Source organism: Rhizorhapis sp. SPR117 (assembly GCF_021742065.1).
In genome coordinates this window covers 25375-50556 of sequence record NZ_JAKKIE010000023.1, presented here as the reverse complement: position 1 = coordinate 50556, position 25182 = coordinate 25375, and the positions used below count along the sequence as shown (strand labels likewise).

General features: G+C 58.8%; 25 protein-coding genes and 1 pseudogene. 6 read left to right on the top strand and 20 right to left on the bottom strand.

Annotated elements, in window-relative coordinates; genetic code table 11:
• Positions 1-90: 90 nt before the first annotated feature.
• Positions 91-981: a glycine--tRNA ligase subunit alpha gene (locus tag L3X40_RS10670; protein WP_445177176.1), complete on the bottom strand. Its 891-nt coding sequence runs from the start codon at positions 979-981 to the stop codon at positions 91-93.
• A gap of 156 nt (positions 982-1137) precedes the next feature.
• On the opposite strand from L3X40_RS10670, the gene L3X40_RS10665 reads away from it, so the two are divergent.
• The 6 genes from L3X40_RS10665 (at position 1138) to L3X40_RS10640 (ending at position 6079) form a co-directional block, all read left to right on the top strand.
• A complete protein-coding gene (locus L3X40_RS10665) occupies positions 1138-2049 on the top strand; it encodes a TraB/GumN family protein (protein WP_237365625.1) in 912 nt (303 codons plus the stop codon).
• Between the two features lie 72 nt (positions 2050-2121).
• Positions 2122-3009, top strand: a complete 888-nt coding sequence (locus tag L3X40_RS10660) for a TraB/GumN family protein (protein WP_237365624.1) — start codon at positions 2122-2124, stop codon at positions 3007-3009.
• Positions 3010-3120: 111 nt separating this feature from the next.
• Positions 3121-3759: a 50S ribosomal protein L25/general stress protein Ctc gene (locus L3X40_RS10655; RefSeq protein ID WP_237365623.1), complete on the top strand. Its 639-nt coding sequence runs from the start codon at positions 3121-3123 to the stop codon at positions 3757-3759.
• 26 nt (positions 3760-3785) lie between these two features.
• Positions 3786-4358, top strand: coding sequence for an aminoacyl-tRNA hydrolase (pth, locus tag L3X40_RS10650; protein WP_237365622.1), 573 nt, complete (start codon positions 3786-3788; stop codon positions 4356-4358).
• A 131-nt stretch (positions 4359-4489) separates the two neighbouring features.
• On the top strand, positions 4490-5590 hold the full coding sequence (ychF, locus tag L3X40_RS10645; RefSeq protein ID WP_237365621.1) for a redox-regulated ATPase YchF: 1101 nt from the start codon (positions 4490-4492) through the stop codon (positions 5588-5590).
• A gap of 39 nt (positions 5591-5629) precedes the next feature.
• Positions 5630-6079: a MaoC family dehydratase gene (locus L3X40_RS10640; RefSeq protein ID WP_237365620.1), complete on the top strand. Its 450-nt coding sequence runs from the start codon at positions 5630-5632 to the stop codon at positions 6077-6079.
• A 5-nt stretch (positions 6080-6084) separates the two neighbouring features.
• Here the strand turns inward: L3X40_RS10640 and L3X40_RS10635 are convergent, their stop codons facing one another.
• The 19 genes and pseudogenes from L3X40_RS10635 to L3X40_RS10545 all read right to left on the bottom strand — a co-directional run bounded on the left by L3X40_RS10635 (position 6085) and on the right by L3X40_RS10545 (position 25154).
• Positions 6085-6357, bottom strand: coding sequence for a DUF1467 family protein (locus tag L3X40_RS10635; RefSeq protein WP_237365619.1), 273 nt, complete (start codon positions 6355-6357; stop codon positions 6085-6087).
• 9 nt (positions 6358-6366) lie between these two features.
• The gene (locus tag L3X40_RS10630) at positions 6367-8007 is read right to left on the bottom strand and encodes a ribonuclease J (RefSeq protein WP_237365618.1); all 1641 of its coding nucleotides are present in this window, start codon (positions 8005-8007) and stop codon (positions 6367-6369) included.
• Positions 8008-8787 carry a type III pantothenate kinase gene (locus L3X40_RS10625; RefSeq protein ID WP_237365617.1) on the bottom strand — a complete coding sequence of 260 codons (780 nt, stop codon included), beginning with the start codon at positions 8785-8787 and terminating at the stop codon, positions 8008-8010. It abuts the gene before it with no gap.
• Between the two features lie 11 nt (positions 8788-8798).
• Complete coding sequence (locus L3X40_RS10620; RefSeq protein ID WP_272907944.1) at positions 8799-9500, bottom strand: biotin--[acetyl-CoA-carboxylase] ligase; 702 nt, start codon at positions 9498-9500, stop codon at positions 8799-8801.
• An 8-nt stretch (positions 9501-9508) separates the two neighbouring features.
• Positions 9509-10942: an NADH-quinone oxidoreductase subunit NuoN gene (gene nuoN / locus L3X40_RS10615; RefSeq protein WP_237365616.1), complete on the bottom strand. Its 1434-nt coding sequence runs from the start codon at positions 10940-10942 to the stop codon at positions 9509-9511.
• Positions 10942-12495, bottom strand: coding sequence for an NADH-quinone oxidoreductase subunit M (locus tag L3X40_RS10610; protein ID WP_237365615.1), 1554 nt, complete (start codon positions 12493-12495; stop codon positions 10942-10944). The genes nuoN and L3X40_RS10610 overlap by 1 nt, the downstream gene beginning before the upstream one ends.
• 1 nt (position 12496) lies before the next feature.
• A complete protein-coding gene (gene nuoL, locus L3X40_RS10605; protein ID WP_237365614.1) occupies positions 12497-14530 on the bottom strand; it encodes an NADH-quinone oxidoreductase subunit L in 2034 nt (677 codons plus the stop codon).
• Positions 14531-14538: 8 nt separating this feature from the next.
• Positions 14539-14844 carry an NADH-quinone oxidoreductase subunit NuoK gene (gene nuoK, locus L3X40_RS10600; protein ID WP_237365613.1) on the bottom strand — a complete coding sequence of 102 codons (306 nt, stop codon included), beginning with the start codon at positions 14842-14844 and terminating at the stop codon, positions 14539-14541.
• Between the two features lie 109 nt (positions 14845-14953).
• On the bottom strand, positions 14954-15565 hold the full coding sequence (locus tag L3X40_RS10595) for an NADH-quinone oxidoreductase subunit J (protein ID WP_237365612.1): 612 nt from the start codon (positions 15563-15565) through the stop codon (positions 14954-14956).
• Between the two features lie 124 nt (positions 15566-15689).
• On the bottom strand, positions 15690-16175 hold the full coding sequence (gene nuoI / locus L3X40_RS10590; protein WP_237365611.1) for an NADH-quinone oxidoreductase subunit NuoI: 486 nt from the start codon (positions 16173-16175) through the stop codon (positions 15690-15692).
• A 3-nt stretch (positions 16176-16178) separates the two neighbouring features.
• A complete protein-coding gene (locus L3X40_RS10585; RefSeq protein WP_237365610.1) occupies positions 16179-16646 on the bottom strand; it encodes a hypothetical protein in 468 nt (155 codons plus the stop codon).
• Entirely contained in the window at positions 16643-17686 is a 1044-nt protein-coding gene (nuoH, locus tag L3X40_RS10580) for an NADH-quinone oxidoreductase subunit NuoH (protein WP_237365609.1), read from the bottom strand. Before nuoH ends, L3X40_RS10585 begins: the two co-directional genes overlap by 4 nt.
• A 148-nt stretch (positions 17687-17834) precedes the next feature.
• On the bottom strand, positions 17835-19847 hold the full coding sequence (gene nuoG, locus L3X40_RS10575; protein ID WP_237365608.1) for an NADH-quinone oxidoreductase subunit NuoG: 2013 nt from the start codon (positions 19845-19847) through the stop codon (positions 17835-17837).
• 130 nt (positions 19848-19977) lie between these two features.
• Complete coding sequence (gene nuoF, locus L3X40_RS10570; protein WP_237365607.1) at positions 19978-21291, bottom strand: NADH-quinone oxidoreductase subunit NuoF; 1314 nt, start codon at positions 21289-21291, stop codon at positions 19978-19980.
• Positions 21292-21463: 172 nt separating this feature from the next.
• On the bottom strand, positions 21464-22129 hold the full coding sequence (locus tag L3X40_RS10565; protein ID WP_237365606.1) for a complex I 24 kDa subunit family protein: 666 nt from the start codon (positions 22127-22129) through the stop codon (positions 21464-21466).
• A gap of 125 nt (positions 22130-22254) precedes the next feature.
• On the bottom strand, positions 22255-23472 hold the full coding sequence (locus L3X40_RS10560) for an NADH-quinone oxidoreductase subunit D (RefSeq protein WP_237365605.1): 1218 nt from the start codon (positions 23470-23472) through the stop codon (positions 22255-22257).
• Positions 23473-23486: 14 nt separating this feature from the next.
• Positions 23487-24131: pseudogene (locus L3X40_RS10555) on the bottom strand (NADH-quinone oxidoreductase subunit C); the annotation flags it as partial.
• Between the two features lie 115 nt (positions 24132-24246).
• Entirely contained in the window at positions 24247-24789 is a 543-nt protein-coding gene (locus tag L3X40_RS10550) for a NuoB/complex I 20 kDa subunit family protein (protein WP_237365604.1), read from the bottom strand.
• The gene (locus L3X40_RS10545) at positions 24780-25154 is read right to left on the bottom strand and encodes an NADH-quinone oxidoreductase subunit A (protein ID WP_237365640.1); all 375 of its coding nucleotides are present in this window, start codon (positions 25152-25154) and stop codon (positions 24780-24782) included. Before L3X40_RS10545 ends, L3X40_RS10550 begins: the two co-directional genes overlap by 10 nt.
• Between the last annotated feature and the right edge of the window lie 28 nt (positions 25155-25182).

The following is a 25182-nucleotide window of genomic DNA, read 5'->3' as shown; positions in this document are numbered from 1 at the left end:
CCCCGGCGAAGGCCGGGGTCTCGTGCGGCAGGCTGTGTGCCATACTGCTGGAGATTCCGGCCTTCGCCGGAATGACGATGGAGATAATGGTCATTCCGCCCACCCGTTCTTGCGCATCCACGCCTCGCACGATCCTTTGGCCAGATCGCGGACCCGGCCCATATAGGCGGCGCGTTCGGCGACCGAAATCACGCCGCGAGCTTGCAGCAGGTTGAAGATGTGGCTGGCCTCGATCGCCTGATCATAGGCGGGGAGCGGCAGGTCCTGCGCTATGCAGCTCTTGCATTCGGCTTCGGCGTCGCGGAACCATTGGAAGAGCTTTTCGGTATCGGCGACCTCGAAATTCCATTGGGAGAATTGCTTCTCATTTTCGAGGAATACGTCGCCATAGGTGACGCCAGCATCATTGAATTTAAGGTCGTACACACTGTCGACGCCCTGAATATACATGGCGAGGCGTTCGAGGCCGTAGGTGAGTTCGCCCGCGACGGGCTTGCAGTCGAAACCGCCCATTTGCTGGAAATAAGTGAACTGTGTCACTTCCATGCCGTCGCACCATACTTCCCAGCCAAGGCCCCAGGCGCCGAGTGTCGGGCTTTCCCAGTCATCCTCGACAAAACGAATGTCGTGCAGCAGCGGGTCGATGCCGATTTCCTCAAGACTGCCCAGATACAGCGCCTGAAGGTCCGGCGGCGAGGGTTTCATGATTACCTGATACTGGTAGTAATGCTGCAAACGGTTGGGGTTTTCGCCATAGCGGCCATCCGTCGGGCGGCGGCTGGGCTGCACATAGGCGCAATTCCATGCGTCGGGGCCAAGCGCACGCAAAGTCGTGGCCGGGTGAAAAGTGCCCGCGCCCACGCGCATGTCATAAGGCTGAAGAATCACACAGCCCTGCCTGCTCCAATATGCATGGAGAGTCAGGATCAGGTCTTGAAAACTCAGGGGTTTCTTTTCGCCCACCTGCATTAGCCTTCGCATGTGCAACAGAAATGACTTTTCGCGCGCCGCTTTGGCGCATGGCGAGCGGCGGGTCAAGCCAAGCGAACAACTGGAGCGTCGTGAAAGTCCTTGATTGCTGGCGCGTCCGCGATAGACCCGGGCGACCGCATTTTCGCGCACAGGAGCCGATCCTTCATGAAATTTCCCGTTCCCGCCTTCATGCTGGCTTTTGCGCTTGCCCTGTCGGCCTGTGCAAGCGCCCCCGTCGCGCCGGTGCAAACGGTCGATCCCGCCAGCGCCGATCCAGCGCTGTGGGTGGTGAAGGATGAGGATACCAGCATCTATCTGTTCGGCACGGTCCATGTCCTGAAGCCCGGAACCGTGTGGTTTGACGATGAAATCGGCGAGGCATTCGACAAGTCGGACAAGCTGGTGACGGAAATTATCGAACCGGAGGCCGGATCGATGACCGCAAAGGTCGCATCGCTTGCGATCGATCTTGATGGGCCGCCGCTCAGTGAGAAACTGGATGCGGATGCCAAGGCCAAATATCTGGCGGCGATGACCACTGTCGGCATTCCTTATCAGGCGTTGGAGCGATACAAGCCGTGGATGGTCGGCATCACGCTGGCCATCGCGCCATTGGGCAAGCTGGGTTACGATGCGGAACTGGGCGCAGACAAGGTGCTGAACGCCGCGGCCAAGGCGGCAGGCAAATCCATAGGCGCCCTGGAAACACCCGAACAGCAGCTGGGCTTTTTCAACGGCCTGCCCGAAGACCAGCAAATCGCATTCCTGAATGCCACGGTCGATGGCCTGCCCGATGTAGACAAGGATTTTGGCGAGCTGGTCAATGACTGGAGTGCAGGCAACCCCGAAGGTCTTGCCGACAAAATGAATGAATCGCTGGAAGCAACGCCGGAACTGGCCGAAACATTGCTGTTCCAGCGCAATCAGAACTGGGCGGGACAGATCAAGACGATGCTGGATACGCCCGGCACGATATTCATCGCGGTCGGCGCGGGACATCTGGCGGGTGAAAAAAGCGTACAGGATTATTTGAAAGCGTTGGGGATACAGGCAACGCGGGTTCCTCACCACGAATGAACAGTGAGAAAGGCCTTCAATTGCTGTATGCCTGAACGTTGACCTCAGTTACTGGCGGCTTACATAGCAATAATGCGTCGTTATCTGCTTTTCTGGCTTGGGCTGGCCGCGTTTTTGGGCGCGTGCGGGACAGAGCCGAAGGATGGAACGGAAGCGCCCTCCCCCGCTTTGTGGACGATCGCAAAGGATGGCCACAAGGCATGGCTGTTCGGCACAGTCCATATGCTGCCGGAGGACGTAAGCTGGGAATCCCCCGCAATCACAAAGGCAGTGGCGCAATCCGACCTGTTGGTTCTGGAAGCGGCGGGACTGGAAAATGAAAAGCGCACGGCGGCGATATTCGAACAACTCGGCAGATCGCCCGACCTTCCCGGCATAGCGCAGCGCGTTCCGACAGAACGGCGCGCTGCGTTGCAAGCGCTGATGGCGCGGATGGGGGCCACAGAACAAACGCTTGCGCCCTATGAGAGCTGGGCGGCGGCCTTATTGTTGTCAGCAAGCGCGCAAGAGGATTTGAAATTGCGGGCGGGAGCGGGCGTCGAACGGTTGTTGAGCACCCGTTTTCTGGAAAAGGGCAAGCCTGTCATCGGCCTTGAAACGGTGGAAGGGCAGCTTGGTATATTCGACACTCTGCCTGAAGACGCGCAACGGGCGTTGTTGACACAGGTCGTTGAGGAGGCAGACAGCGCCACCGATCAATATCAGGCGATGCTGGCGGCCTGGCTGCGCGGTGATATTGAGCGGATCGGGGACACGTTCACCGCCGAATTCGGAAAAGCACCCGCGCTTGCCCATCCGCTGCTTTATGACCGCAACCGCAATTGGGCGCGACAGATAGACGCATTGATGAAGCGGCCCGGCACCCCCTTCATCGCTGTGGGCGCAGGACATCTGGTTGGCAAGAACAGCGTTCAGGCGATGTTGGTCAAGAAAGGGTTTGAGGTAAACCGCGTCGAATAGCTTGCTTTTTGATTGCTTTTCATGGGCAGCCTGCTAAACGCGCCGCTTCCTGTCATGGTCATCCCTGGAGGCGTGGCGGGTTTTGTTTATCTAGCTTTTGGAGACTAGCATATGAGCGATCAGCTTACGCTGTCGGCCGAGGCGCGCGAACGGGCTGGCAAGGGAGCCTCCCGTGCTCTGCGCCGCGAAGGTCGTGTGCCCGCCGTGATTTATGGCGACAATAAAGAACCTGTAATGGTCCATGTGGAGGAAAAGGCGCTTAACAAGCTGCTTGGAACCGGCCACTTCATGAATTCGGTCATCATGGTCGATGTCGGCGGCAAACCCGCCCGCACCCTGCCTAAGGATGTTGCGTTTCACCCGGTTACCGACCGTCCGCTGCATGTCGATTTCATGCGGATCGGCGCCCATTCCAGCGTGCATGTCGCAGTGCCCGTGCGTTTCGACAATGAAGAGGCGTCACCGGGCATCAAGCGCGGCGGCGTTCTGAACGTCGTTCGTCACGAGATCGAACTGGTCTGCGATGCAGGAAGCATTCCTGATGATGTCGTGGTCGACCTGACCGGCTATGAAGTCGGCGATTCGATCCATATCAGCACCGTCACGCTGCCTGCTGGCACGAAATCGGCGATCGAAGATCGCGATTTCACCATCGCCACCATCGTTGCTCCTTCCGCCCTGAAGAGGGCCGACAGCGAAGCCGGAGCGACTGAAGGCGAGAGCGAAGGCGAAGCGGAAGGCGGGGAATAACCTGCCCCTGACGGGGACGATAGGTCATGCAGTTATGGGCCGGCCTCGGCAATCCGGGCGCGCAATATGCGCTCAACCGGCATAATGTCGGGTTCATGGCCGCCGACGTCATTGCCGAAATGCATGGCTTTTCGCCGCCAAAGAAACAATTTCAGGGCTGGGTCGCCGAAGGGCGGCTTGGCCCTGAAAAAATCATATTGCTGAAACCTGCGACATATATGAACGAAAGCGGCCGCTCCATCGGCGCGGCCATGCGTTTCTATAAACTCGACGTACAGGACGTCACGGTATTTCATGACGAACTGGACCTTGCCCCCTATAAGGTGAAGGTGAAGCGTGGCGGAGGAACCGCGGGGCATAATGGCCTTCGATCCACCGAAGCGCATATCGGCAACGAGTTTCGCCGCGTGCGGATCGGCATCGGCCATCCGGGCGACAAGGCGAAAGTTCACAACTATGTGCTGGGCAACTATGCCAAGATCGAGATCGATGAACTATCCGACATGCTGGGCGCGATCGGTGCGGAAGCGGAATGGCTGGCACGCGGAGACGATGCGCGGTTCATGAATGACGTAGCGTTGCGGTTGCAGCAGGATTAAAGCCCTCTCTCCTTCAGGGGAGAGGGTTGGGAGAGGGGGCACAAGTCTCCTCATTGGTTGTAGCAAAGGGTCGGGATCGGGACTCCCCCATTCCCCGACCCTCTCCCCTGAAGGGGAGAGGGAGACGTAATATGGGTTTTCGTTGTGGCATCGTTGGCCTTCCCAATGTCGGAAAATCGACGCTTTTCAATGCACTGACCGAGACGCAGGCGGCGCAGGCGGCCAATTACCCTTTTTGCACAATCGAACCCAATGTCGGGCAGGTAGCAGTTCCCGATCCCCGGCTTGACCAGATTGCAAAGATCGGCGGCAGTGCGAAGATCATTGAGACGCAGCTTGCTTTTGTCGATATTGCCGGCCTTGTGCGCGGCGCATCGCGCGGCGAGGGATTGGGCAACCAGTTTCTGGCCAATATCCGTGAAGTCGACGCCATCGTCCATGTGCTGCGCTGCTTCGTCGATGATGACGTCACCCATGTGGAGGGCAAGATCGATCCCATCGCGGATGCAGAGACGGTCGAAACCGAATTGATGCTGGCCGACCTTGAAAGCTTGGAAAAGCGAGTTCCCAACCTGATCAAGAAGGGACAGCAGGGCGACAAGGAAGCGAAAGCCGCCGCGTCCGTTCTGGGGCAGGCGCTGGAATTGCTGCGCGAGGGCAAGCCTGCGCGGCTGACCAATCCAAAAGATGTCGAGGAAGAACGGTTGTTCGCACAGGCGCAATTGCTGACGGCAAAGCCTGTGCTTTATGTCTGCAATGTCGATGAGGGCAGCGCCGCCACTGGCAACGAGCATAGCGCGCGCGTCTTTGAAAAGGCGAAAGCCGAAGGCGCAGGCGCTGTGATCGTTTCAGCCGCAATCGAAGCCGAGATCGTAACTATGCCGCCAGAGGAACGAGCAGAATTTCTGACGGACCTTGGCCTTGCGGAAACAGGCCTGTCGCGTATCATTCGGGCGGGATACGAACTGCTCGACCTGATCACATTCTTCACCGTGGGGCCAAAGGAAGCGCGGGCATGGACCGTGCATAAGGGGTCGAAAGCCCCACAGGCCGCCGGCGCAATCCACAGCGATTTCGAAAAGGGCTTCATCCGGGCCGAAACCATGGCCTTTGACGATTATGTTCGCTGCAATGGTGAAGCAGGGGCACGCGACGCGGGCAAGTTGCGTGCTGAGGGCAAGGAATATGTGACACAGGATGGCGACATCATGTTGTTCCGGTTCAACGTATGAGCTTCACATCTGGCTCTTGCATGCTTAAACACTGACTTCATGCAATATTTCGAGGACATTGAAGTCGGGACGCGGGCAAGTTTTGGCGGTTATTCGGTCACTCGCAAAGAAGTGCTGGATTTTGCCGAACGATATGACCCGCAGCCTTTTCACCTGTCCGATGAAGAAGCCGCAAAAACTCATTTCGGACGTATCGCGGCAAGTGGGTGGCATACATGCGCAATGATGATGGCCATGTATGTCACGCATATGAAGCAGGATGAACACGCCGGCCTTGGTGCTGCGGGCGTTGACGAAGTGCGCTGGCTGAAACCTGTTTATCCGGGGGACACACTCCGCTGCGAAACGGAGGTCCTCGAAAAGACTGCATCACGCAGCCGCCCCGAAATGGGTAGTTTCCGCAGCAGAATGACGGTTTTCAATCAGCACGATATGCCGGTGCTGACGTTCATATCCATAGGTCTGATCAAGCGCCGACCGATGGAATAACTTCTTTATTCAGGCGGTGGCCCGAATATATTGAGATCCTGCGTTTCCACCCAGCCATTCACATAATTGACGTAGAAAAGTCCAAATATCACCGCCGCCAATATAGTAGCGCGCAACATGATCTTGCGCGGCTGGAAATTGGTCGGCGCACTGTCGGCGTGGCCAGGTAAGACCCCTTCACCATTATCATCAGGCGTGCGTAGACCAAAGGGCATCACCAGGAATGCCGACATCACCCAGATGAGCGCATAAATGGCGATGACCGATGTGATCTGCATGGATTTCGTCTATTGCCGGATCAACAGAACGTCAACAATAGGCTTCTTGCCGGTCCATCGCGTCGCCACCCTTCGCACCGTCAGACGTATCTTTTCACGCAGTTTTTCAATGTCATCGGGTCCGTCATTCACAGATTCCAGCACAGCATCGACCGCTTCGGCGAGAAAGGCTTCGCGATCTTCCTCGACCGGCACGCCCTGCAACCTGATTTCTGGTTGGCCAATCGGATTGCCCTGTCGGCCAAGCGCGACGGCGACACTGATCTGGCCGTTTGCCGCAATCTTGCGCCGTTCGTTCATTGTCGCGCCGTCGGCAGGCAGGATAACGTCGCCATCGAGGATCAGACGCCCCGTCGATTCATGACCTATAATTTCGGGCTTTCCGGGAGCCAGTCGGACAAGATCGCCGTTATTCTGAAATACCGCATCGGGGATTCCTGATTCCAGCCCCAGTCGCGCCTGTTCGGCCATATGGCGCAATTCGCCATGAACGGGAACCAGCATTTTGGGACGGATCCAGCCATACATGGCGACCAGTTCCGGTCGTCCGGGATGGCCAGACACATGAACATGCGCCTGCCGGTCGGTGGTCATGTCCACGCGCTTGGCGGCAAGGGCATTCTGGATCTTGCCAATGGCGATTTCATTGCCCGGAATCTGCTTGGACGAAAAGACGACAAGATCGCCGTCTTCCAGCTTGATGGGATGCGTGTTGCCCGCGACGCGCGCCAAAGCGGCGCGGGATTCGCCCTGACCACCCGTTGCGATGATCAGGACTTTACTGCGTGGCATGGTCATGGCTTCATCGAAATTCACCAGTTTCGGGAAATCCTTCAAATAGCCCGCCGCCTTGGCATGCATGATGATCCGGTCGAGCGAGCGTCCGGCAACACACAAGGCGCGCCCGGTTTCATTCGCCACCTGCCCCAAGGTTTGAAGTCGCGCGGCATTGGAGGCAAAGGTGGTTACCAGGACGCGGTTTTTCGCGCCGGAAATGACATCGAGCAGCCCGGCATGCACATCGCCTTCCGAACCGCTGGATTCGGGATTGAAAACGTTCGTGCTGTCGCACACCAGCGCCAGCACCCCTTCATCGCCAATGGCCGTCAGCTGTTCAGGCGTGGAGGGCACCCCCAGTAACGGGCGGTCATCCAGTTTCCAGTCGCCGGTGTGGAAAACATTACCATAGGGCGTTTCGATGATGAGCGCATTGCCCTCCGGTATTGAATGGGCAAGCGGGACGTACCGGAAACCAAAGGGGCCGAGGGCGAGGCTGCCTTCATTATCAATGATGTTGAGCTTGACCTTGTTGACCAGTCCTTCTTCCTCCAGCTTGCCGCGGATCAGCGCAGCCGTGAACGGCGTTGCGTAAAGAGGAACGCCAAGATCGGCGGCAAGATAGGGTATGGCGCCGATATGATCCTCATGCCCGTGGGTGAGCACGATGCCCAGCAGGTCGTCACGCCGCTGTTCGATAAAGCTCAGGTCGGGCAAGATCAGGTCCACGCCGGGATAGCCCGCATCGGAAAATGTCAGGCCAAGGTCCACCATGACCCATTTGCCCTGACACCCGTAAAGATTGACGTTCATGCCAATTTCTCCCGACCCGCCAAGAGCCAGGAAGAGAAGTTCGTCACCAGGTTTTGTCATTTAATTATTCAAGCTCCGCTCATGCAACAGCGCCAATCCCTGAATGGTGAGATCGGGCGCAATCGCATCGAAAATATCGGTGTGCTGATCGAACAGGACGGCAAGCCCCCCTGTCGAAAGCACTTCGGCCGAACGGCCAATTTCGGTCTTTAATCGGGAGACCAATCCCTCCATCATCGCTACATAGCCCCAGAAAACACCAACGTGCATCTGGTCTTCAGTTGTTCGGCCAATGACCGACTTGCTTTCCGGCGCCTCGATCGCAATGCGCGGCAACTTCGCCGCCGCCATCACCAGCGCGTCCAGTGACAGATTGATGCCGGGCGCGATAATGCCGCCCTTGTACGCGCCATTATAATCAATGACGTCGAATGTCGTCGCCGTCCCGAAATCAATGACGATCAGGTCGCCAGGATGCAGATGGTGCGCGGCGATGGCATTTACAACCCGGTCCGCACCGACCGAACCGGGCTCCTCGACATCAAGGGTGATACCCCACTCCACAGGCGCCTCACCGGCGATCAGCGCCTCCACCTTGAAATATTTGCTCGCCAGCACTTGCAGGTTATGGAGCGCACGCGGGACCACAGTGGCGATGATGACGTCGCTTACGTCGCCAATCGAATACCCTTCCAGGGTGAGAAGTTGATTCAGCCACACCGCATATTCGTCCGCCGTCCGCCGGGAATCGGTCGCGATCCGCCAGCGCGCGCGAATTTTGCCGTTATCGACCAGGGCGAAAACGACATTGGTATTCCCTGCATCGATGGCGAGCAGCATGTCCCTTGTCCTCAGATCAGAAAAATATCACCGGCATGAATGACATGACTGGTTCCATTCGCCAAGCGAAGGATCAGCGCGCCATCCGCATCGATGCCGGAAAAAAAGCCTTCGACAACCGTGCCGTCCGGAAGGTTTGCCCGCAATGCCGTCCCCTCACCATGGGCATATTTCAACCATTGCGCGCGAATGGGAGCAAGGCCCTGTACCCGCCAGATTTCCAGCCAGCGAGCGAATATATCGGCAAGTGTTTCAAGAAAATAGGCTGGCTCTATTGTACCTGCCCCGCTGGCGGCCAAGCTGGTGGCCGGACGATCCAGTCCCTCAGGATGGCAGGCGATGTTGAGGCCTATGCCTATCACGATGGCGTCACCCGTGCGTTCCAACAACATCCCACATAGTTTTGCTCCGTCCACCAACAGGTCATTGGGCCATTTAATGACAACCCGTTCAGGAGGCAGGTAAAGACAGACCGCTTCATGCACAGCCACTGCCGCGACAAACGCCAGCGTGCCGGCTGACGGATCATGTGGGCGCAGGCGGACGAGCGTGGAACAATATAGATTGCCTTGCGGGCTTTCCCAGTGTCGAGAGAGCCGCCCCCGACCAGTGCTCTGCTGCTCAGCCCGCAACCAGAACCCCTCTGCAACGCCCTGCTTCGTCAGAGCGAGCAGGTCGGCATTGGTGGAGCCGGTCTGCTTTATGGTGCGAATATCGGCCGTCAGAACAACGCCTGCGCAGCGGCTGCCGTCGCGCTGTCCAGCACGGGGTTGAGCAGGTAACCAAGAACGATGATCAGGGCGCAAACGGTGATGATGCCGTTTTCAATCACGCTGCCGCCGCGCCCATATTCGGGGGCGGGATCATCGAAATACATCGTCTTGATGATTTTCAGATAATAGAAGGCGCCGATGACCGATGCCGCAATGCCGATGACGGCAAGCGGAACGAGACCCGCGCCGACGGCGGCGTCGAACACCAGAAATTTCGCCCAAAAGCCAAAGAGCGGCGGAATACCGGCCAGGCTGAACATGAAAATGGCAAAGGCCGCCGCCAAACCCTTGCGCGATTGCGACAGACCCGAAAGGCTGGCGATATCCTCAACCGGATTGCCGTCGGCGTCGCGCATTTGCAGGACGCAGACGAAGCTGCCCAGCGTCATCACGACATATATGGCCAGATAGCTCATCACCGCCGCAATGCCTTCTTCCGTGCCCGCGGCCAGGCCGATCAGCGCGAAACCGATATTGTTGATCGAACTATAGGCCAGCAGGCGCTTGATATTCGTCTGCCCGATCGCCGCAACGCCGCCCAGCACGATGGATGCCAGCGCAAGGAAGATGATGATCTGTTGCCAGGCGCTGCTGCCCGGTCCCATGGCTTCGATGGCTACGCGGACGGTCAGCCCCATGGCTGCGACCTTTGGCGCACTGGCGAAGAATGCGGTGACCGGTGTCGGGGAACCTTCGTAAACGTCTGGTGTCCACATATGGAAAGGCACGGCGCTGATTTTGAAGGCCAAACCTGCCAGAACGAAAACGAGGCCGAAGAGTTCGCCGTTTGAAATGCCGCCCTGCATCGCCGCTGCGATACCGTCGAATCCGGTGGTTCCGGTAAAACCATAGAGCAGCGACATGCCGTAAAGCAGAATACCGCTCGCCAAGGCGCCAAGGACGAAATATTTCAGGCCCGCTTCGGCCGAACGGTTGTCCTTGCGCATGAAGCTGGCAAGCACATAGGCGGCAAGGCTGTTGAGCTCGAGTCCGACATAAAGCGTCAAAAGATCCCCCGCCGATACCATCATGCCCATGCCGATGGATGCGAACAGGATCAATACAGGATATTCCGCCCGCAAAGCGCCGCCCTGAGCAAAGAAACGCGGCGCGACCATGATGCAGACCGCAGCCGACACATAGATCAGCAGCTTGGCGAATGCCGCAAAGGCATCGGCGCGGAACAGGCCGTCAAAAGCAATGCCATGCGTCGTCGGGCACAGTAGCGCGACGCCCGCAGCGGCCAGCGCCAGCACGGAAAGCCAGCTGATCGCTTGCGTCGCCCGGTCCCCGACATAGGCGGCAACCATCAACAGGAGCAGCGCTGCCCCCGTCAGGATGAGTTCCGGCATCACCATCAGCAAAGAGGATGCTTCAAACATTAATGTGCTTCCCCTTCAGCGCCATGATGCGCCATTGGTTCGGCAGTCTTGGCCTCCCCCATCTTGAAATGCGCGTCACCAGCAGGCTTGGCCGATCCGGTTTGCGCAACCAGTGTCAGTACATCCTGCCGCATCGGCGCAAGGAAACTTTCGGGGTAAACGCCCATCCAGAGCACCACGGCAGCAATCGGCGCCAGCAGCCACATCTCCCGCATCGAGAGATCCGGCATGGCCGCTGCGTCCGCGTTCACCTGCTCTCCATAACATACGCGGCGATAGAGATAGAGCATATAGGCTGCACCCAGAATGACCCCGGTGCCACAGATCAGCGCAACCCAGCTGCTCGCTTTATAAATGCCAATCAGCGAGAGCAGTTCGCCGACAAAATTGCTGGTGCCGGGTAGTCCAACAGACGCCATGGTGAACAGCATGAAGAGAACGGCGTAGCGCGGCATATTGATCGACAAGCCGCCATAACGCGCAATTTCCCGCGTATGCAGCCGGTCGTAAATAACGCCAACGCACAGGAACAGTGCGCCCGAGACAAGACCATGGCCAAGCATGACCATGATCGCGCCTTCTATGCCCTGCTGGTTGAAGGCGAAGAGACCCGCAGTCACGATCGCCATGTGCGCGACGGATGAATAGGCGATGAGCTTTTTCATGTCGCTTTGCACCAGAGCCACAAGCGAGGTGTAGATGACAGCAACCATGGAAAGGCCAAAGACCAGCCAGACAAGCTGCGCCGACGCGTCAGGAAACATGGGGAGCGAGAATCGGATGAAGCCGTAACCACCCATTTTCAGCAGTACGCCCGCCAGAATGACAGAGCCAGCAGTTGGTGCCTGAACGTGTGCATCGGGAAGCCATGTGTGAACGGGCCACATAGGCATCTTCACCGCGAAACTGGCGAAGAAGGCGAGCCAGAGCCATGTCTGCGCCTGAGCTGGGAAGTCATATTCCAGCAGGACCGGGATCGATGTCGTGCCTGCCTCTCGCACCATCCACAGCATTGCGATCAGCATCAGGACGGAACCGAGCAGCGTGTAGAGGAAGAATTTATAACTGGCGTAAATCCGGTTCGCGCCGCCCCATATGCCGATGATGAGATACATCGGGATCAAACCGGCTTCGAAGAAAATGTAGAACAGAAAAATGTCCTGCGCGGTAAAGACGCCGATCATCAGCGTTTCCATCAGCAGGAACGCCGCCATATATTCGCCAACACGCTTGTCGATGCTGACCCAGCTTGCACCGATACAGATGGGCATCAGGAACAGCGTCAGCATGATCAGCATCAACGAAATTCCATCGATGCCCATAGCCCACGCGAAACGGCCGAAAATCGGCGCATATTCAGTAAATTGCCATTGCGGCGCATCAACAACCGTCTGGAAATTTGCCCAAAGGACAACACCCAGCGCGAGGTCAACCAGCGTTGCAGTCAGGGCAATCCACCGGGCCAGCTTCGCTTCAACGAAAAGGCAGGCGATCGCTGCCGCCATCGGAATGGCGAGCATCAGGGAAAGGATCGGAAAATCGAGCTGGTTCATGTCAGCGCACCATCGCCCAGGTTACTGCTGCGGAGAGGCCGATGAGCATCACCAATGCATAAGTGTAAAGATAGCCGGACTGTAGCTTTCGCGTATATTTGCCGCCAAAGACGACCGCAGCCGCCAGTCCGTCGGGACCGAAACGGTCGATCGTGCCTTCATCGCCCCGCTTCCACAGGACACGGCCAATGGCGAAGGCCGGCCTGACGAAAAGCACGTTGTACAGCTCGTCGAAATACCATTTGTTGAGCAGGAACAAATAGAGCAGGCGGAATTGGCTGATGAACCGTTCAGGCCAGCGATACGGCCGCATATAGGCCATGAAAGCAATGAAGAGGCCGATCAGCATAACCCCGCCGGGAGCGAGTTTCACCCACAGCGGCACGCCATGCATGGCGTGCATCAGATGTTCGTTAAAGGCGATACTGCCCTTCCAGAATTCCATGCCATGTTCGGCATCGACAAATGGCAGGTGGAAAATGAAGCCGGAGAAAATCGCGCCCAGTGCCAACACGCCAAGCGGGATCAGCATGCTCCACGGGCTTTCATGGGGGTGATAGCCGCCGGTGCCGTCTGGCGCGGCATGGTCGTGATGTTCATGCGCGGGGGCTTCGTCCTCGGGTTCCTCATGCTGACCATGGACAGCATGCTGGATATGCTCTGACGCGGCCCATCGCGCCTTTCCGAAAAAGGTCAGGAAGATGAGCCGCCAGCTATAGAAACTGGTGAGGAGTGCCGCGAATGCCCCGACATAGAAGGCGCCGATACCGCCACCGCCGGATGCATAGGCCGCTTCAAGGATCGCATCCTTCGAATAGAAGCCCGCAAAGCCAAAGACGTTGATGATTCCGACGCCCGTAATCGCCAGCGTGCCAGCCATCATGGCCCAGAAAGTGAGCGGGATTTCCTTACGCAATGCGCCATAATAGCGCATGTCCTGTTCATGATGCATCGCATGGATCACCGAACCCGCGCCAAGGAACAGCAGCGCCTTGAAAAAGGCGTGTGTGAACAGGTGGAACATCGCCGCGCCGTAAGCGCCGACGCCCGCGGCAAAGAACATGTAGCCAAGCTGACTACAGGTCGAATAGGCGATGACCCGCTTGATATCGTTCTGACATGTACCGACCGTCGCCGCGAACAGGCAGGTGGCCGCGCCTACAACAGTGACGACACCCAATGCCACGTCGCTGGTTTCGAACATGGGCGATAGACGGCACACCATGAACACGCCCGCCGTCACCATCGTCGCAGCATGAATGAGCGCGGACACGGGCGTTGGCCCCTCCATCGCATCGGGCAACCATGTGTGCAGACCAAGCTGCGCCGACTTGCCCATCGCGCCGATGAACAGCAGCAGGCACAGGATCGTCATTGTGTCCCAGCGATGACCAAGGAAGGTTATGGTCGATCCGGCCATGGCGGGGGCGGCGTTCAGAATTTCAGGGATGGAGACCGTCTGGAACACCAGGAACGTTCCGAAAATGCCCAGCATGAAGCCAAGGTCACCGACACGGTTGACAACGAATGCCTTGATCGCAGCAGCATTGGCGCTCGGCTTTTTGAACCAGAAACCAATGAGCAGATAGGATGCGAGACCGACGCCTTCCCATCCAAAGAACATCTGGATCAGGTTGTTGGCCGTCACCAGCATCAGCATGGCAAAGGTGAAGAGCGAGAGATAGGCGAAGAAACGCGGCTGATCCGGGTCTTCCTCCATATAGCCCCAACTATACAGATGGACGACCGAGGACACCGTCGTCACCACGACCAACATCACGGCGGTCAGCGTATCGACGCGCAGCGCCCAGGCAACATCAAGATCGCCAGATTTCAGGAATGTCAGCACCGGCTGTACATAAGCCTCTGTTCCGCCCGTCAGGAAGGACAGGAAGATCGGCCAGCTTAGCGCACAAGAGATGAACAGCGCGCCGGTCGTCAGTAGCTTGGCAGGCACATTGCCGATGGCCCGGTTGCCGAACCCCGCGATGATAGCCGCCAGCAACGGGAGAAAGACGATAAGCTCGATTGTCATGGGATAGCTCAGCCCTTCATCCGGTTGACGTCATCGACGGCGATGGTGCCCCGGCCACGGAAGTAGATCACGAGGATGGCAAGCCCGATGGCTGCTTCACCCGCAGCGACGGTCAGGATGAACATGGAGAAGACCTGCCCTACCAGATCACCCAGATAGGCGCTGAACGCGACGAAATTGATATTGACGCTAAGCAGGATCAGCTCGATCGCCATCAGGATGATGATCACGTTCTTGCGATTGATGAAGATGCCCAGCACGCCCATCACGAACAAAATGGCGCTGACCACCAGATAATGCTGGATACCGATCATGGTCGCATCCCCATAAAAGAGGCCGTCAGCCCAGCGAAGGCTGGGGTCTCAGGCCGTTGCGCGCTGAGGCATGAGATGCCAGCCTTCGCTGGCATGACGGAGTAGAGGTTCACAGCTCCACCCCCTGCCCTATCGGCTGATTGACGTTGCGCGTGGCGTCCTGGGGACGGCGACGCACTTGCTTGCCGATATTCTGAGCGCGCACTCCGCCGCGCACGCGGTGGGTGAGGACAATCGCACCAATCATGGCGACCAGCAGGATCAGGCCGGCCGCTTCGAAAAGGAAGATGTACCGGGTGTAGAGAAGCTCACCGATTGCCTGAATATTCGGGGTCTGCGCCGCGATAGGTGCCACACGCCCGCCAAGGTCGATCGCGCCCACTTTCCATGCACCAATGCCCAGCACCATCTCAGCGGCAAGAATGATCGCCATCAGCGTACCAAAAGGCAGATACTCGACAAACCCGGCGCGCAGTTCGGCAAAGTCGATGTTCAGCATCATGACGACGAAGAGGAACAACACCGCAACCGCGCCGACGTAAACGATGACCAGTAGCATCGCGATGAATTCCGCCTGCAAAAGCACCATGAGGCCCGCCGCGTTAAAGAATGCCATGATGAGCCACAGCACGCTATGCACCGGATTGCGGGCGAATATCGTCATCGCGCCGCTGGCGATGACCAGCGCGGCGAACAGATAAAAGGCGATGGCGTGAATCACAGAAACTCAACCCCCGTTCGTGTCGAGCGCAGTCGAGACACGCTGCGCTTGCTTTCCCTTGCCTTGCGTCCCTCGACTGCGCTCGGGACGAACGGATTCGAGGGTGTGATATGATGCGTGCCCATTAACGATAGGGCGCATCGGCGGCAAGGTTCGCGGCAATCGCCCGCTCCCACTTGTCGCCGTTTTCAAGCAGTTTCGACTTGTCGTAGATCAGCTCTTCGCGCGTCTCGGTCGCATATTCGAAATTCGGCCCCTCAACGATGGCGTCGACCGGGCAGGCCTCCTGACAGAAACCGCAATAGATGCACTTGGTCATGTCGATGTCGTAGCGGGTTGTCCGGCGGCTGCCGTCTTCGCGCGGTTCGGCCTCGATGGTGATTGCTTGGGCCGGACACACCGCCTCGCACAGCTTGCACGCGATGCAGCGTTCCTCGCCATTGGGGTAGCGGCGCAATGCATGCTCACCGCGAAAACGTGGGGACAGCGGGTTCTTCTCGAAGGGATAGTTGATCGTGGCCTTTGGCTTGAAGAAATATTTCAACGTCAGCCAATGGGCCTTCACAAACTCCCAGAGGGTGAAGGATTTGATGATGTGTCCGACGCTCATTTCTCAATCCACCCTCATCGTGGTGATCCTAGTTAGACGCACGGGACGGTCCAAGCGCCCGCGAACGTCAGCAATGCATGTTCCGACCACATTCAATTCATCGCTCGAACTTGGTATGGAGAACTCCATCCACATACGGTCATCAAGTGCACGTTTAATCGAGCTAAACTTGCCGATAACTTGCCCCCCGGGCTGTCCATGAATGGTGATTGATCGATCGGCGTTAAATTCCATGCCGCTGATCGACTTTCCATCCACCGGTAGCTGAATCATCCGAACCTGCGGCTTTTCAGCATCTCCAACGACCAAGGGCATAATGCCTTCAAAAGCGATTCCTGCCTCATTGAATTGAACCGAGCCAGCTTCTGCCTTCTCCCCAGCTCCAAAAAGGCATTCGATCCGGCCAACGACCGGCCCAGAAGGCGGTAGAGGAGGTGTCATTAGCATTGAGAAGATTACTGCTGGCGTCATCCCCCATACCTCGTCAGCATGAGGAAGCCCGAGACCAGGAAGACCCAGAAGAGCGACAACGGCAGGAATATCTTCCAGCCAAGACGCATGAGCTGGTCATAGCGGTAGCGGGGCACGGTCGCCTTCACCCAGGAGAAGACGAAGAAGAAGAACAATATCTTGGCGAAGAGCCAGATGATACCCGGCACCATGTAGAGCGGCGCCCAGTCGAAGGGCGGCAGGTAGCCGCCCCAGAACAGGATGGCATTGAGCGCGCACATCAGGATGACGTTGGCATATTCGCCGAGCCAGTAGAGAGCGAAGCTCATCGAGCTGTATTCGGTCTGATAGCCCGCGACGAGTTCGCTTTCCGCTTCGGTCAGGTCGAAGGGCGCGCGCGCGGTTTCGGCCATGGCGGAGATCAGGAACACCACCGCCATCGGGAAGAGCAGCGGGTTGAAGCCATGGCCGTTGATGAAGCCGTAATAGCCCTTCTGACTCTCAATGATGGTCGAAAGGTTGAACGACCCGGCCCACAGGACCACCGAAATCAGTACGAAGCCGATGGAGACTTCGTAGCTGATCATCTGCGCCGAGGCGCGCATCGCCGAATAGAAGGGATATTTGGAATTGGACGCCCAGCCCGCGATCACCACGCCGTAAACACCCAGCGAACTGATCGCGAGGATGTAGAGCAGGCCCACATTGATGTCGGCCAGCACCACGCCGACATCGAACGGTATGACCGCCCACGCCATCAGCGCCACGGTGAAGGTGATGATCGGCGCAATCAGGAACAAGGCGCGGTTCGCGGCAGACGGGATGATGGTTTCTTGCAGGAAGACCTTCAGGCCATCGGCAAAGCTTTGCAGCAGACCAAAGGGGCCGACCACGTTCGGCCCGCGCCGCAACGCCATCGCCGCCCAGATCTTGCGGTCGGCATAGATGATCATCGCGACCGCCAGCATCAGCGGCAGGGCAATAAGCAGAATGCCGATGATCGTGGCGAGCAGCCAGGCGCCTTCGAAGGGCAGGCCCAGGGTTTGGAAGAAAGCGGTCATAGCGCGAGCCGTCCATCAAAGCCCTCTTCCTTGAGGGAGAGGGTTGGGTGAGGGTGTGCGGCGATGAGGAAAGAACCGAAACGTCGACCCCCCTCACCCCGACCCTCTCCCCGCCGGGGAGAGGGAGAATAAAGTGCAGCGTTTTTCATCATTCCGCTGCCTCCGCAAATTCTTCGCCGTGCAGCAGTTCGGCCGAGCAGCGCTGCATGGTGGGACTCGCGCGGCAGATGCTGTTGGTGAGGTAGAAGTCCTTGATCGGATAGGCAAATTCACCCTCCGGTTTGATGGGCAGCTTGGGCGGCGCCCATTCATAACGCGCCAATCCTTCGAACCCCAATGCCGGGACAGCTTTGACCATTTCGGCGCGCAATCCCTCGAACGTGTCGAACGGCAGCGGACAGCCAAGCTTGTCAGACAGCGCGCGCAGGATCGTCCAATCCTCGCGGGCATCGCCCGGAGCGAAGACCGCCTTGTCGCCGCGTTGGACCCGGCCCTCCAGGTTTACATAGGTGCCAGCCTTTTCGGCATAGCTTGCGCCGGGCAGAATGACATCGGCGGCATGTGTGCCCTTATCACCATGATGACCGATATAGACTTTGAAGCTGCCTTCGAACGCCGAATAATCGACCTCATCCGCGCCAAGCGAGAACAGCAGCTTTGGCTTGGCGGCGGCCATAGCCTTGATGCCGCCGTCCATCGCATAGCCAAGCATCAGCCCGCCCATGCGTGCGGCGGCGAAATGCAGGACGTTAAAGCCGTTCCAGCCGTCCTTGACCAGTTTGAACTTGTCGGCCAGCGCCAGCGCCGCGCCGTGCGCGCCGTCCTTGGCAAGCACGCCGCCGCCAACGATCATCGCCGGACGCTGCGCACTCTTGAGCGCATCGCTCACTGCCTTGGGCAGCTTCGTCAGCAGGCTGGCGTCGTTGCCGAGCCATTCGATCTTGTAGGTAAGGTCGATTTCCGGGCCGATGGCGTAAACCTTCGCACCCTTCTTGATCGCCTTGCGGACACGCGTGTTGACCAGCGGCGCTTCCCAGCGGAGGTTGGTGCCAACGAGCAGGATCACGTCCGCCGTCTCCAGACCCGCGATGGTGGTGTTGAAATTGACCGCGGCAAGGTTCGACACATCATAGGCGAGGCCCGTCTGACGCCCTTCGAACATCGTGCCGCCCAGCCCCTTCACCAGTTCACGCGCGGCGAACATCGTCTCGCAATCGAGCATGTCGCCCGCGACTGCCGCGACGCTCTTGCCCGCGCTCTTGGCGGCCTTGGCGATGGCGGCGAAGGCGTCGTCCCAGCTTGCTTCGATCAGTTTCCCGCCCTTGCGGACATAGGGCTTGTCGAGGCGGCGGCGGACGAGGCCGTCCACGGCGTGGCGCGTCTTGTCCGACGCCCATTCCTCGTTCACATCCTCATTGATGCGCGGCAGCGCGCGCAGCACCTGACGGCCCCGGCTGTCGAGACGGATATTGGTGCCGAGCGCGTCCATGACGTCGATGGCGAGGGTTTTCTTGAGTTCCCAGGGCCGCGCTTCGAACGCATAGGGCTTGCTGGTCAGCGCGCCAACCGGGCACAGGTCCACCACATTGCCGGACAGTTCGCTGGTCACGGCATGTTCCAGATAGCTGGTGATCTGCATATTCTCACCGCGACCGATCGCACCGATTTCCTCGACCCCGGCCACTTCCTCGGCAAATCGGACGCAGCGGGTGCACTGGATGCAGCGGGTCATCACCGTCTTGACCAGCGGCCCCATATATTTCTCGGTCACCGCCCGCTTGTTCTCGTCATAGCGGCTATAGCCCTTGCCATAGGCGATGGACTGGTCTTGCAGGTCGCACTCGCCGCCCTGATCGCAGATCGGGCAGTCGAGCGGGTGGTTGATGAGCAGGAACTCCATCACCCCTTCGCGCGCCTTCTTCACCATCGGGCTGTCGGTGCGGATTTCCTGCCCCTCGGCGGCGGGCAGCGCGCAAGACGCCTGCGGCTTGGGCGGTCCGGGTTTCACCTCGACCAGACACATGCGGCAATTGCCCGCGATGGAGAGGCGCTCATGATAGCAGAAACGCGGGATTTCCTTGCCCGCAAGCTCGCATGCCTGCAACACGGTAGCGCCTGCGGGAACTTCGAGTTCTACGCCGTCGACGGTTAGTTTAGGCATTAGCTTGCCATCCCAGTAAATTCGTCATGCTGAACTTGTTTCAGCATCCATCCCGCAGTCAGAACCGAAGATGCGAGAGGAAGAATGGACCCTGAAACAAGTTCAGGGTGACGGAGGGGAAGAAAAATGGTCACTCCGCGGCCTCCATCATCGGGGCGCTGCCCTTATTCTCTTGAATCCGCCGTTCGATTTCGGGGCGGAAATGGCGGATGAGGCCTTGGATCGGCCAGGCGGCGGCGTCGCCCAGCGCGCAGATAGTGTGGCCTTCGACCTGCTTGGTGACTTCCTGCAAAATGTCGATCTCGCTGATGTCGGCGTCGCCTGTGCGCAGGCGCTCCATCACGCGCCACATCCAGCCTGTGCCCTCGCGGCAGGGGGTGCACTGGCCGCAGCTTTCATGCTTGTAGAAATAGCTGAGGCGCGAAATGGCGCGGACGATGTCGGTGGACTTGTCCATGACGATGACAGCGGCGGTGCCAAGGCCGGAGCCAAGTTCCTTGAGGCCGTCGAAGTCCATCGGCGCATCCATGATCTGCTTGGCCGGAACCAGCGGGACCGAGGAGCCGCCGGGGATGACGGTGAGCAGATTGTCCCAACCGCCTTTTATGCCGCCCGCATGACGGTCGATCAGTTCGCGGAAGGGGATGCTCATCGATTCCTCGACGACGCAGGGCTTGTTCACATGGCCGCTGATCTGGAAGAGCTTGGTGCCCTTGTTATTGTCCCGCCCGAAACTGGAGAACCAGGCCGCGCCGCGCCGTAATATGGTGGGCGCGACCGCAATGCTTTCCACATTGTTGACGGTGGTGGGGCAGCCATAAAGGCCCGCGCCCGCCGGGAATGGCGGTTTCAGGCGCGGTTGGCCTTTCTTGCCCTCAAGGCTTTCGATCTGCGCGGTTTCCTCGCCGCAGATATACGCGCCCGCGCCCCGGTGGACGAAGACGTCGAAATCATAGCCCGAACCGCAGGCGTTCTTGCCGATGAAGCCCTTGCCGTATGCTTCCTTGACAGCGGCGAAGAGGGTTTCAGCCTCCCGGATGAACTCACCACGAATATAGATGTAGGCGGCGCGGGCGCGCATGGCATAGCCCGCGACCAGCGCCCCTTCGATCAGCTTGTGCGGATCGTGGCGGATGATCTCGCGGTCCTTGCAGCTGCCGGGCTCGGATTCATCGGCGTTGATGACGAGGAAGCTCGGGCGGCCGTCCTTGCTTTCCTTCGGCATGAACGACCATTTGAGGCCGGTCGGGAAACCTGCACCGCCACGGCCGCGCAGACCGGACGCCTTCATGATCTCGATGATTTCTTCGGGCGTGTTTTCGAGCAGCTTCTTCGTATTGTCCCAATCGCCGCGCTTCATGGCAGCGTCGATATTCCATGGCTGGAAGCCATAGACATTGGTGAAGATGCGGTCCTTGTCGGAAAGGGGGGTGAAGTCGGTCATGCTCTCCCTCCCAAACCCTCTCCCTGAAGGGAGAGGGATATGAAGCCTTGCGGGCTTTGCCCGTTAGGCGAAGTTGGGTGAGGGTGTGCAAGGTTGAGGAAAGAGCCGAGGCGTCGAGCCCCCTCACCCCAACTCTCTCCCCGCAGGGGAGAGGGAGCATTAGTACACGCCATCACCACTGCCCCCTGTAATCGTGATTTTCCGTGACCATCTCTTTCAGGCAGGTCGGCCCGCCCTCAGGGCAGCTCGTCTGCCGCTCGATCTGCGGCCCGGCCTTCGGGCTTTCGCCCTTGGTCAGCGCGTCCAGTACGGCGTTCATGCTGTCGTAGGTCAGGTCTTCGAAATTATCGTCGTTGATCTGCACCATCGGCGCGTTGGCGCAAGCGCCAAGGCATTCGACTTCGGTCAGGGTGAACAGGCCGTCCGGCGTCGTCTTGCCTTTCACCAGCCCCTTGTTCTTGCAGGCCGCGAACACATCGTCGGAGCCGCGCAACATGCAGGGCGTGGTGCCGCAGACCTGCACATGATAGCGGCCGACAGGTGCGAGATTGTACATGGTGTAGAAGGTCGCGACTTCATAGACGCGGATATAGGCCATACCGAGCTGGCGGCCGATATATTCCATCACCGGCACGGGCAACCAGCCCTGCGTCTGCGTTTCCGCCCCCACCTGCCGCTGGGCAAGGTCGAGCAGCGGCATGACCGCCGACTGCTGGCGTCCCGGCGGATAGCGGGCGATGATCTCCGTCACCTTTTCGTCGTTCTCCGCCGTCCAGGCGAAATCGCCCCAGCGGGCGCGGACTTCGGCTTCGTCGGGGATTTGGGGTGCGTCAGCCATTCAGTTCACCGTCACCCCAGCGAAGGCTGGGGTCTCATGAGGTTGCGCGCCAATACCTGAGATGCCAGCCTGCGCTGGCATGACGCGGACGAAGGTGCGGGCTTGGGAGTCGCGTACGTCAGTCTTCACCGATCACACTCCCCGAACACGATGTCCATCGCGCCCAAAATGGCGGTCGCGTCGGCCAGCATATGGCCCTTGGTCATGAAATCCATCGCCTGCAAATGCGAGAAGGCGGTCGGGCGGATCTTGCAGCGATAGGGTTTGTTGGACCCGTCGCTGACCAGATAGACGCCGAATTCGCCCTTGGGGCTTTCGGTGGCGACATAGACTTCGCCGGCGGGGACGTGGAAGCCCTCGGTATAGAGCTTGAAATGGTGGATGAGCGCTTCCATCGAATGCTTCATCTCGCCGCGACGGGGCGGGACGACCTTGCGGTCCAGCGAGGCGATGGGGCCTTCGGGCATTTGTTGGAGGCACTGCTTCATGATCTTGGCGGACTGGCGCACTTCCTCAACGCGGACCATGAAGCGGTCGTAGCAGTCGCCATTGGTGCCGACCGGAATTTCGAAGTCCATACGGTCATAGACGTCATAGGGCTGCGACCGGCGCAAATCCCAGGGGATGCCGGAACCGCGGATCATCGGGCCGGAAAAGCCCCATGCGATCGCGTCGTCCTTGCTGACCACGGCGATGTCGACATTGCGCTGCTTGAAGATGCGGTTGTCGATGACCAGGCTCATCGCATCCTCGAACAAGCGAGGCAGACGGGTGTCCAGCCATTCGGCGATGTCGGTCAGCAGCTTGAGCGGTACATCCTGATGCACGCCGCCGGGCCGGTAATAGGCGCTATGCATGCGCGCGCCCGACGCGCGTTCGAAGAAGTTGAGGCAATCCTCGCGGATTTCGAACACCCACAGGTTCGGCGTCATCGCGCCCACGTCCATGACGTGCGACCCGATGTTGAGCATATGATTGCAGATGCGGGTCAGTTCCGCGAAAAACACGCGCAGATACTGGCCGCGCAACGGCACTTCCAGGCCCAACAGCTTTTCAATGGCAAGCACATAGCTGTGCTCCATGGCGAGCGGTGAGCAGTAATCGAGCCGGTCGAAATAGGGCAGCGCCTGCAAATAGGTCTTGTACTCGATCAGCTTTTCAGTGCCGCGATGGAGCAGGCCGACATGGGGATCGATGCGCTCGACGATTTCGCCGTCCAGTTCCATCACCATGCGGAGCACGCCGTGCGCGGCGGGATGCTGCGGACCGAAGTTGATGGTGTAATTCTGGATCTGCGTTTCGCCCGCAGCGTCGTGCGGCAGCGTTTCGGTTATGGAGGTCACTTCTTCTCCCCTCCTGCCTTGACCGGTGAGGGTGCGCCGGGCGCTTCGGGTTTCGCCTTTTCATCGCCGGGCAGCACATATTGCGCGCCTTCCCATGGCGACATGAAATCGAAGGTGCGGAAATCCTGTGCCAGCTTGACGGGTTCATAGACGACCCGCTTGGCTTCTTCCGAATAGCGCAGCTCGACATAGCCAGTGAGGGGAAAATCCTTGCGCTGCGGATGTCCCTTGAAGCCGTAATCGGTAAGGATACGGCGCAAATCGCGGTTACCGGAGAAGATCACGCCATACATGTCGAAAACTTCGCGTTCCAGCCAGCCAGCGACCGGCCAGATGTCCGTGATGCTGGGGACCGGCGTGTCCTCGTCGGTCGTCACCTTGACACGGATACGGTGATTTTTCGTGAGGCTGAGCAAATGATAACAGACCTCGAACCGCTCCGGTCGATCAGGATAATCCACGCCCGCGATTTCCATGAGCTGTTGATAGGCAAGGTCATCGCGCAGCTTCACCATCGCATCGGGCAGCGCGTCGCGGGTGACGGTGACGCTGATTTCGTCCACGGCATCAACCAGATCGACAATCGTACCGCCCAGCGCCGTGCGGATCGCGTCGGCCACGCCTTCATTGCTCGCATATTTGGGTGCGGGGTGGTTCATTTTTGAGACCCGATCACAACCCGTTCGTCCCGAGCGAAGTCGAGGGACGCTGGCTTGGCGCAAACGTGTCTCGACTTCGCTCGACACGAACGGAGGTTGGAACTTGCGAAACGGATCACCGTTCAATCGTCCCGATACGGCGGATTTTCCGCTGAAGCTGCATCACGCCATAGAGCAGCGCTTCGGCGGTCGGCGGGCATCCGGGGACGTAGATGTCCACAGGCACGATCCGGTCGCAACCGCGCACAACGCTATAGCTATAATGATAATAGCCGCCACCATTGGCGCAGCTTCCCATGGAAATGACGTATTTCGGCTCGCTCATCTGGTCATAGACCTTGCGCAGCGCGGGGGCCATCTTGTTGCAGAGCGTGCCCGCGACGATCATGACGTCCGACTGGCGCGGGGATGCGCGCGGGGCGACGCCGAAACGCTCCATGTCGTAACGCGGCATGTTGACGTGGATCATCTCCACCGCGCAGCACGCCAGGCCGAACGTCATCCACCAGAGCGAGCCGGTGCGGGCCCAGTTGAACAGATCCTCGGTCGAGGTGACGAGAAAGCCCTTGTCGTTCACTTCGCCTGTGAGCGACTGGAAATAGTCCTGATCCGGCAACGTGCCTGTTGGCGGCGGCGTGTGTGTGAGTTCTACTCCCAATCGAGCGCTCCTTTTTTCCACGCATAGACAAGGCCAAGCACCAGCTCTAATATGAAGATCATCATCGTCACCCAGCCTGCCCAGCCGATTTCCTCAAGGCTGACTGCCCAGGGAAAGAGAAACGCCGCTTCAAGATCAAAAACAATGAAGAGAATGGCGACGAGATAGAAACGTACGTCGAACTGGCTGCGCGGGTCCTCGAACGCCGGAAATCCGCATTCATATTCGGCCAGCTTGTCCGGGCTCGGCTTATGCGTGCCCGTGAGGCGCGATACTGCCATCGGCAAAAATACAAACAGGCTCGACAGCGCCAAAGCAACGCCAAGAAACAGCAGAATCGGCAGATATTGCGATAGATCGACCAAAGAGACTCTCACTTGCAGGATGTCTTGG